Source organism: Roseovarius tibetensis (assembly GCF_050896375.1).
GTDB lineage: Bacteria > Pseudomonadota > Alphaproteobacteria > Rhodobacterales > Rhodobacteraceae > Roseovarius > Roseovarius tibetensis.
Genome location: NZ_JBPBBB010000015.1, coordinates 69,575 through 78,199 on the forward strand (window position 1 = coordinate 69,575; position 8,625 = coordinate 78,199).

Consider the following 8,625-nt stretch of genomic DNA (forward strand, 5'->3'; position numbering starts at 1 on the left):
CGACGGGGCGTGACTCAGTTGCCTCACTCGGTCTTGAGCGGCGCGCCCCCGGCAAAGCTGTTGCCATGCACGTAGTCGCATGGCGCCTCCTGCATTTCCAGATGCAGGCCGGTGCCGTGATAGGGATGCGCCCGCGCGAGGGCCTCGTCGACCTCGATCCCCAGACCCGGTGCCTCGGGCGGTGTGACAAAACCCTCTTCCGTGCGGATGCCACCCTTGATCAACGCGTCGTGAAACGGGGTCTCGATGGTCTCGGCCATCAGGATGTTCGGGATCGACGCCGCAAGGTTGATATTGGCGGCCCATTCGACGGGCCCGGCGTAAAGATGGGGGGCCACCTGGGCGTTATACGCCTCTGCGATCGCGGCGATCTTCTTGGTCTCCCACAGGCCGCCGGACCGGCCGAGGGCCGGTTGCAGGATCTCTGCCGCCCCGGCCTGAAGGATCGCGGCGAACTCCGCCTTGGTGGTCAGCCGCTCGCCAGTGGCCACCGGGATGCGCACCGCGTCCGCCACGCGCGCCATCGCCGCGATGTCGTCCGGGGGCACGGGTTCTTCGTACCAGAGGGGCGAGAACGCCTCGATCGCCTGGCCGAGGCGGATCGCACCGGCCGTGGTGAACTGCCCGTGCGTGCCGAAAAGCAGGTCCGCGCGGTCGCCGACGGCGTCGCGAATGGCCCGGCAGAACGCGACCGACAGCGAGATGTCCGACATCGCGGGCATGTGGCCGCCCCGCATCGTGTAGGGTCCGGCCGGATCGACCTTTACCGCCGTGTAACCGCGCGCCACGCAGTCAAGCGCGCTTTCGGCGGCCATCTCGGGCGAGGTCCAGAACGCGGCGAGGTCGTGATGCGGCAGCGGGTAGAGGTAGGTATAGGCGCGGATGCGGTCGGTCATCCGGCCCCCCAGCAAGGCCCAGACGGGTCTGTCGCGCGCCTTGCCCAGGACGTCCCAGCAGGCGATCTCGAGCCCCGAGAACGCCCCCATCACGGTCAGGTCGGGACGCTGCGTGAACCCCGAGGAATAGGCGCGGCGGAACATCCGCTCGACATTCTCGGGGCTCTCGCCCTGCATGTGGCGTGCGAAGACATCCTCGATCACGGCGCGCATGGCTTGCGGGCCGATGCTGGTGCCGTAGCATTCGCCCCAGCCGGTGATGCCGTCATCCGTGGTCAGCTTGACGAGAATCCAGTACTGGCCGCCCCAGCCCGGCGCCGGCGGCGAGGTGACGATGATGTCGAGGTCCTGCAATTTCATGATGTCGGCTCCGCTTTGGTGTTTCGGATCGCTGCGCGATCCGACCGGGGCGAGGGGCGCTGCCCCTCGCGCTCCCCGGAGTATTGTTGGAAAGATGAAGCCCGGATCGTCATGGGAAGGTGATGACGTTGCGCCGCGCCGCGCCGCTTCTGGTATCGGTGATCGCCTCGTTGATCCGGTCAAGCGACCAGCGGCCCGAGATAAGCTCGTCCAGTTTCAGCCGGCCTTGCGCATAGAGATCGACCATCCAAGGGATATCGCGGCGAATGACGGCTTCACCCATCTTGGAGCCGATCATGGCCTGTCCGGCGGCCGCGAAATTTCCCGCCTCGTAGCGGCTTTCGGCACCGGAATGCGGCATGCCCACCATGATCATCCGGCCCCCGCCGGCAAGGTAACGCGGCGCCGCGTCATAGGCCCCGGCCGCACCGACGGTGACCAGCACGACATCGGCGCCCCGGCCCATGATCGCCTTGGCCGCGCGCCACGGTGTCTCGTTGGTCGCGAGAACGCCGTCGGTCGCGCCGAACTCGCGCGCCGCTGCCAGCTTGGCCTCGGTCATGTCCACGGCGACGATGCGGCGCGCGCCCGCGATGCGCGCGCCCTGTATGGCGTTGAGACCGACGCCGCCTGCCCCGATCACCACCACATCCTGCCCCGCCCGCAGGCGGGCGGCATTGACCACCGCGCCCACGCCGGTGATCACGCCACAGGCCAGCAGCGACGCGGCGGCCATGTCGATGCCCTCGGGGATGCGCACGACCTGGCTGTGATGGACGACGACGCGCTCGGCAAACGCCCCGCAGGACATCGCCTGGTGCAGTTTGCCGCCGGCAGACGTGGTCAGGGGGCCCTGATCCCCGTCATGCGGCGTTTCGCATCCCGTGGGGCGTCCGCCACTGCAGGACGGGCACTGTCCGCAGGCGCGAATGAGGGTGACGACCACGGGATCGCCCTCGGAGAGCCCCGTGACACCCGCGCCGATGCCGCGCACGCGGCCCGTCGCCTCATGGCCATAGACCGCCGGAAGCGATCCGCCCCAGCCGCCATCGGCATAGGTGATGTCGGAATGGCAGATCGCGACAGCCGCGATCTCGATCTCGACCTCGCCGGCCTGCGGATCTGCGATCTGCACGTCCTCGACCACCAGAGGGGCACCGAATTCGTGGCAGACGGCGGCTTTCATGGTTCGCATCGTCACCTCCTGTTTGAGGCGACAGATGAGGCGGATTCGGCCGCGAGCGCAAGCCGGTTTCCATCGGGACGCGTTCCGTGTCGGGCGCCCGGACCGGGCCGGGCCGTCACTGGCCGAACCGGCGCAACGCGTCGCCGAACACCCCCGCATCGACATTGCCACCCGAGATGGTGCAGATCACCGCGTCGCCCTCGATCTCGTCACCATGATACAGGGCTGCGGCGAGGGCCACGGCACCGCCCGGCTCGGCGACCAGCTTGAGCCGCGAGAACGCCGCCGCCATGGCGCGCAGCGCCTCGTCCTCGGTGACCACGAGACCGGGGCCGCACAGGCGCTGCATGATCGGAAACGTGATCTCGCCCGGCTGTGGCGTGACGATGGCATCGCAGAGCCCGCCCGCACCTTGCGCGTTGCGCACGATCCGGCCGGAGGCGAGCGATCGGGCCGCGTCGTCGAACCCCTCGGGCTCGACGGGCCGCGCGCGCAGGCCGGGCGCATCGGCCTCGAGCGCGAGCGCGATGCCGGAGGTCAGGCCCCCGCCCCCGCAACAGACCAGCACATCGGCGGTCTCGATACCGAGATCCGCGGCATCCTCGGCGATTTCAAGCCCGGTGGTGCCCTGTCCCGCGATCACGAGGGGATCATCGAATGGCTTGATGAGGGTCAGACCCCGCTCGGCGCTCAGCTGCGCCCCGATGGCGTCGCGATCCTCTTCCACACGGTCGTAAAGTACCACCTCGGCCCCGAGCGCGCGGGTGTTGTCGATCTTGAGGCGCGGCGCGTCACCGGGCATGATGATGACACTGGGCACACCGAATTCGCGCGCCGCAAGCGCCACGCCCTGCGCGTGATTGCCCGAAGAGAACGCGATCACCCCATGCGCCCGCGTATCCGGGTCGAGCGCCGAGAGGGCCGAACGCGCCCCGCGATACTTGAAGCTTCCGGTATGTTGCAGGCATTCGGGCTTTACCAGTACCTGCCGCCCCGCGATCTCGTCGAGAAACGGCGAGGACAGCAGCGGCGTGCGCCGGGCATGCCCGGCCAGGCGCGAGGCCGCGGCACGAACCAATGTTATGTCGGTCATTTTACGTCTTTCAACAGGTCACGAATCGCCGCCAGCGACTCGGGCTCGTCGAGGAAGGGCACGTGACCCCGGTCCGCGACGGTGACGGTCATCATGCGCGGATGGCGTTCCCGCATTCTCGCAACTGTCCCGGTGCTCAGCAGATCCGAGTTCTTACCGCGGATCAGCGCCGTGGGGATATCACGCAGGGCGTCGAACATCTGCCACAGGTCTGGCGCCTCGCCGGCGCCGGCCTGCCCCACAAGCGCGTCGCGCAGCCGTGGATCATATTGCAGACCCAGCCCGCCACCGGGTGTCTCCTGATACATGAACCCGGCCTGCGCGCGCCACCGGTCAAGCGGCACCCCGTGAAAGCTGCCGGCGTGGGTATGCGCGAGCGCCCCCGCCGCGTCGAGATCGGGCAGGTCCGGCGCCCGGCCCACGTAATCCATGATCCGCGCGATCCCCTCATCGGCGACCTCGGGGCCGATATCGTTGAGCACGACCCCGGCGAGGCGGTCATGATGGGCATGCGCAAGCGCCATGGCGATCAGCCCGCCGCGCGAGGTGCCGATCAACGTGACGCGGTCGAGGCCCAGGTGATCCATCAACTCGATCGCGTCCTGCCCCTCGCGCATTATGTTGTAGGACATGAAATCCGGGGCATGGTCGGAGTGTCCGCGCCCGCGATAGTCCATGCAGATCATGCGATACCCGGTCAGGTGCGGGGCAAGAAAGCTGAAATCGGCGCTGTTGCGCGTCAGTCCGGCCAGGCACAGGATCGGCTGACCGTGCCCCGCGTCGGTGTAATGCAGCGACAGTCCGTCGGATGTGGTGAACCGCGCCATCAGGTACACATTTCCACAAGGCCGGACAGGTCGGACATCTGCCGGTCGGGGGATGCAGGCAGACGGTCCACGGGATCGCCCGCCCGATTGACCCAGACGGTCTGAAAGCCATAGGCGGCGGCGGCGCAGGCATCCCAACCGTTGGACGACACGAAAAGCACCTCTTCGGGCGCGCAGTCGAAGCGCTGGCCGACAAGATCGTAGACGACGCGCGCCGGCTTGAAGATGCCGACACTCTCGACCGACAGCACCGCGTCGAGCCGCGCGCCGAGGCCCGCCGACTCGACCGCCGCGTCCAGCATATCGGGCGACCCGTTGGACAGGATCGCGGTGGATGTGCCGGCCTCGCGGAGCGCGGTCAGAACGCCCGGTACCTCGGGGAACGCGTCAAGTTCCCAGTAAAGCTGCAAAAGCCGCGCGCGCAGATCGGTATCGCCCGACAGCCCCTGCGATTCGAGCGCCCAATCAAGCCCGTCTTGCGTGACCTGCCAAAAGCCCACGTGATCGCCGGTGACCGCGCGCAGCCACGTGTACTGCAATTGCTTGGCGCGCCATTTCTCGGCGATCGCGGGCCAGTGTTCGGCGAATGTCTCGCGTCCCGGTTCGGTCGCGGCGCGGCGGGCGGCAGCGGCTACGTCGAACAGGGTGCCGTAGGCGTCAAAGACGCAGGTTGTGATCGTCATGAAACCTCTCTGCGGTGACTTGGCAGCGAGATTGGCACGGAAGTGGTATGGGGAAAAGCCCCAAGGCATCCGGGACCGTTCCGTGGACAGGATCGGTTTGCAAATCCCGTAACGGACAATTACGTTTAACAAAGTCACACGAGCACCCGCGCGCGAAACGGCGTGGCCTCGCAAACTCAACGCTGCCACAGATTGGACATCTCATGACGCAAGTCAAATCGGGCGACACCGTCCGCGTACACTACAAGGGTACCCTGACGGACGGCCAAACCTTTGATTCCAGTGAAGGAAAGGACCCGCTGGAATTCACGGTCGGGTCGGGCCAGATCATCCCCGGCCTCGACGCCGCCGTTGAAGGCATGACCGTCGGTGACAAGAAAACCGTCGAGGTTCCCGTCGATCAGGCCTACGGCCAGCCGGACCCCAACGCGCAACAGGCCGTGCCACGGACCGATATCCCCGAGGATATCCCGCTCGATCTGGGCACGCAGTTGCAGGTGCAGACACCGCAGGGACAGGTCATGCCCGTGACCGTGGTCGAAGTGACCGATGAACAGGTCGTGCTCGACGCCAACCACCCGCTGGCGGGCAAGGATCTGACCTTTGCGATCGAGGTCGTCGACATCACCTGAGCCGAAAAACAAAGAGGGGGCCTTCGGGCGCCCTCTTTCAGTCCGGACGGACCTGCGGCCATGCAATCCGTACGGGCCAGAAAGCCCGCCGACAGCTGGACAGGCCGGTCCAACAGTCCGTCGACCTATCGTCCGGACATGGCGGCAACGGCGTGGACACGCGCGCGGGCTTGTGGTCGCGTATACCCGAGAGTATCCCTGACACGCGATCCCAAGAAGGCCGCGAAGATGAGTGATACCCCCCTGCCCCTTTCGACACGCTTGCGCGACACTGCGGTCGGCATGGCCATGTACGCGCCGATCGCTGTCACCAGGCTTCTTCCCTATCGCTGGCGCATTCCGTTGATGGGCTGGCTTGCGGCGCGGGTCGTCGCGCCGATCGCGGGCTATGACAGGCGGGTGCGTGAAAACCTCGCCCATGTGCTGCCCGATCTGCCGGAACCCGAGGTGCGTCGCCTGGTGCGCGCCGTGCCCGACAATGCCGGGCGCAACATGGCAGAGCTGTATTCGACACGCGAGTTCATCGCGCGCGCGCGGCGTGCCAAGGTTCGCGGTCCCGGTGTCGCGGCGATCCGCGCGGCGCAGCACGAAAACCGGCCGATCATCTTCGTCACCGGACATTTCGGCAATTTCAACGCGGCCCGAATCGCCATGATCGGACAGGGGTTCGAGATGGGGGTGTTCTACCGCAGGATGCACAATCGCTGGTTCAACCGGCGGTACACCGCCGCCATGGGCGCGTTGAGCCAGCCGATGTTCGAACAGGGGCGACGCGGGATGCTGCACATGGTCCGGCACTTGCGCAGCGGTGGCGTGCTGGCGATCCTCACGGATCTGAATTCACATGACGGTGTGCCGCTGGATTTTTTCGGCAAACCGGCAATGTCGCCACTGGCCACGGCCGAGCTTGCGTTGAAGTTCAACGCGCCCCTTGTGCCGACCTGGGGCATACGGTGCAAGAACGGTCTGGATTTCGAGATCGTGGTGGAAGAGCCGGTCCCGGCCACCGATCCGGTCACCATGACGCAAGAGGTCAACGACCGGCTGGAACGACAGGTGCGCGACCGGATGGATCAATGGTTCTGGATCCACCGGCGGTGGAAAGACGGCACCGGCCCGCTCGCCGATCGCGGCGCCGCGCAGCTTGATGCGATGCGTCAAAAGGACTGAGCACGCCTGCGCCCTGTGTTCGCAGCGCGGTCATCCTGCCCCCGCGCTATGCAGCCCATGCTCACGGGGTCTCGCGGAGGTCTTGCCGTGGGCGCTGGTATGATCGCAGTCGAGGTGACCGAGATCGTCGGGACCAGTCCGGAATCCTGAGACAAGGCGGCGGCGATCGCGATCGCGCGCGCGTCGGGAACGCTGCGCGATTTGCGAATCGCCGAAGTCACCGAACAGGATCTGGTGATCGAGAACGGCAAGGTCAGCCTCTACCGCACCAAACTGAAGGTCTCCCTCAAGCTCGAGGACTGATCCGGCGAGGCACCGTAGGCCGGGAGGATCGCCCGGCCTGCGCGCGGATCGGACGTGGCCCGTGCGTGTTGTACACGCAAATTTCAGCGATGATTTAATGGGGTCTGTGAGGGGTGTTCGACAGCGCGGATGTAATGATCTTCCCTGTCAGAACATCGCTCAAGATTTAACTTGCTACTAACAGCGCGGTCGGGCGAAGATGTGTGTGGTTGACCGTGACTGATCAGCTATCATTAAGCAGTAATTTATTAAATTTACTTTATGAACAATCACGTTAAGTAAAAATAGCTCCATAAATCCAAGACGCCACTACGCTAAGTACTATTGAGCCGATAATGGAAAGAATAATTTTAAAACGAGACTTTCTTTTTCTACTTTTAAGATAATCAAGATATCTTTGATCAGAATCTGTGATTCTAAATACAATATTTTGCGCCTCAGGTGAGCCCACCTTAGAAATCGAAACACCCACTAAAACTCCAATAAGGATTGCGATGCTTAAAAAGGTAAGACCTCGCACAACAAGCTTTTCAGGGCTAGGCTCTGCGTGATTGGACGCACCTATAGGAGAGACAACCCTCAACCCTTCGAAAACGAAAGTATCCCAAGCGAAATAAATTGTCGTTAAAAATATGATAGACGATACAATTCCGACAATTACAGGTACTTCTTCATGAGCAAAAATCGTATTCCTCAAGAGAAACCGAGCATCTGAAAATGATGGCGCCTCAACACAAACGACTCTCTTTACACTTTCCAGAACATCCTCCGCCCAGCTACGATTATGGTACTCAACTTCAATGTTTCCAACAGCTAACACAAATCTACCTACGTACCTTGGCATCGATCGGGCCCTAAAGGATAAGGAAACTACTTCCCGAACCGGTGCATTTGAATTTGGATAGTTATTGATGAAGGTGTATTCAGCCGTTAAGGCTTCTGTATGAACTGTACCGGTAGGTGACAAATCAAAAATCTTCGACAGTTCACCAGTCTTAAAGCCGCGTCCATCAGAAAACTTTATGGAATACCTTGTTGCAACAAAAGCAGAACCGGCTTGCCTATCTACACGCTCACTGAAACTACTCTCCAAGCCTAAAAGCGTGTCACGAGTAACCTCAATATCCGAGATTATCGCATACTCTAGCTTGTCGGAACCGCTAATAAGCCTGCCAACAAAGTCCGCGAAATCATTTTTTGCAACGGGAAGGGTGACTTGGTAATCACTCCAGCCTTCACCTTCTAAGCCGTTACTTTCGCTCATCATACCACCTATTGAGCTTGAAGATTTAAATGCTTAATATTGCCATTATTTGTATCGAAAGTCACGTGATTTCTGAGAAACGCCTTTTTACTAGGCTCAAGACGTATAGCCAATAAATGGCCAGCGCCGAGAGGCAGGGGAATCGCAGTTGGCTTTTAGGCTCTGAGCTGACCCTCTTGCTGCCGGGCTCGTGATGGATTCTGGGTAGGGA

General features: G+C 62.9%; 8 protein-coding genes and 1 pseudogene. 3 read left to right on the top strand and 6 right to left on the bottom strand.

Annotated elements, in window-relative coordinates:
- Positions 1 to 23: 23 nt before the first annotated feature.
- The 5 genes from ACROSR_RS11590 to ACROSR_RS11610 form a co-directional block, all read right to left on the bottom strand.
- Positions 24 to 1,256, bottom strand: a complete 1,233-nt coding sequence (locus ACROSR_RS11590; protein ID WP_432685185.1) for a mandelate racemase/muconate lactonizing enzyme family protein — start codon at positions 1,254 to 1,256, stop codon at positions 24 to 26.
- A 109-nt stretch (positions 1,257 to 1,365) separates the two neighbouring features.
- Entirely contained in the window at positions 1,366 to 2,451 is a 1,086-nt protein-coding gene (locus ACROSR_RS11595) for a zinc-binding dehydrogenase (RefSeq protein ID WP_432685187.1), read from the bottom strand.
- Positions 2,452 to 2,557: 106 nt separating this feature from the next.
- The gene (locus ACROSR_RS11600) at positions 2,558 to 3,535 is read right to left on the bottom strand and encodes a threonine ammonia-lyase (RefSeq protein ID WP_432685189.1); all 978 of its coding nucleotides are present in this window, start codon (positions 3,533 to 3,535) and stop codon (positions 2,558 to 2,560) included.
- The gene (locus ACROSR_RS11605) at positions 3,532 to 4,362 is read right to left on the bottom strand and encodes an alpha/beta fold hydrolase (protein WP_432685191.1); all 831 of its coding nucleotides are present in this window, start codon (positions 4,360 to 4,362) and stop codon (positions 3,532 to 3,534) included. The genes ACROSR_RS11600 and ACROSR_RS11605 overlap by 4 nt, the downstream gene beginning before the upstream one ends.
- On the bottom strand, positions 4,362 to 5,045 hold the full coding sequence (locus tag ACROSR_RS11610; protein ID WP_432685193.1) for a haloacid dehalogenase type II: 684 nt from the start codon (positions 5,043 to 5,045) through the stop codon (positions 4,362 to 4,364). Before ACROSR_RS11610 ends, ACROSR_RS11605 begins: the two co-directional genes overlap by 1 nt.
- A gap of 203 nt (positions 5,046 to 5,248) precedes the next feature.
- Between ACROSR_RS11610 and ACROSR_RS11615 the strand changes: the two genes are divergently transcribed.
- The 3 genes and pseudogenes from ACROSR_RS11615 to ACROSR_RS11625 form a co-directional block, all read left to right on the top strand.
- On the top strand, positions 5,249 to 5,677 hold the full coding sequence (locus tag ACROSR_RS11615; protein WP_432685195.1) for an FKBP-type peptidyl-prolyl cis-trans isomerase: 429 nt from the start codon (positions 5,249 to 5,251) through the stop codon (positions 5,675 to 5,677).
- A 228-nt stretch (positions 5,678 to 5,905) separates the two neighbouring features.
- On the top strand, positions 5,906 to 6,847 hold the full coding sequence (locus ACROSR_RS11620) for a lysophospholipid acyltransferase family protein (RefSeq protein WP_432685197.1): 942 nt from the start codon (positions 5,906 to 5,908) through the stop codon (positions 6,845 to 6,847).
- Between the two features lie 162 nt (positions 6,848 to 7,009).
- Positions 7,010 to 7,150, top strand: a pseudogene (locus ACROSR_RS11625) (dodecin family protein); the annotation flags it as partial.
- Positions 7,151 to 7,424: 274 nt separating this feature from the next.
- On the opposite strand, the gene ACROSR_RS11630 reads toward ACROSR_RS11625, so the two are convergent.
- Positions 7,425 to 8,414 (bottom strand): hypothetical protein, encoded by a 990-nt coding sequence (locus tag ACROSR_RS11630; protein WP_432685199.1) that lies wholly within the window; start codon positions 8,412 to 8,414, stop codon positions 7,425 to 7,427.
- Between the last annotated feature and the right edge of the window lie 211 nt (positions 8,415 to 8,625).

What these genes read in the sequence shown, in the direction of transcription:
- ACROSR_RS11590 (WP_432685185.1), bottom strand. Translation starts at nt 1,256, where the DNA reads ATGAAATTGCAGGACCTCGACATCATCGTCACCTCGCCGCCGGCGCCG.
- ACROSR_RS11605 (WP_432685191.1), bottom strand. Translation starts at nt 4,362, where the DNA reads ATGGCGCGGTTCACCACATCCGACGGACTGTCGCTGCATTACACCGAC.
- ACROSR_RS11615 (WP_432685195.1), top strand. Translation starts at nt 5,249, where the DNA reads ATGACGCAAGTCAAATCGGGCGACACCGTCCGCGTACACTACAAGGGT.
- ACROSR_RS11600 (WP_432685189.1), bottom strand. Translation starts at nt 3,535, where the DNA reads ATGACCGACATAACATTGGTTCGTGCCGCGGCCTCGCGCCTGGCCGGG.
- ACROSR_RS11630 (WP_432685199.1), bottom strand. Translation starts at nt 8,414, where the DNA reads ATGAGCGAAAGTAACGGCTTAGAAGGTGAAGGCTGGAGTGATTACCAA.
- ACROSR_RS11595 (WP_432685187.1), bottom strand. Translation starts at nt 2,451, where the DNA reads ATGCGAACCATGAAAGCCGCCGTCTGCCACGAATTCGGTGCCCCTCTG.
- ACROSR_RS11610 (WP_432685193.1), bottom strand. Translation starts at nt 5,045, where the DNA reads ATGACGATCACAACCTGCGTCTTTGACGCCTACGGCACCCTGTTCGAC.
- ACROSR_RS11620 (WP_432685197.1), top strand. Translation starts at nt 5,906, where the DNA reads ATGAGTGATACCCCCCTGCCCCTTTCGACACGCTTGCGCGACACTGCG.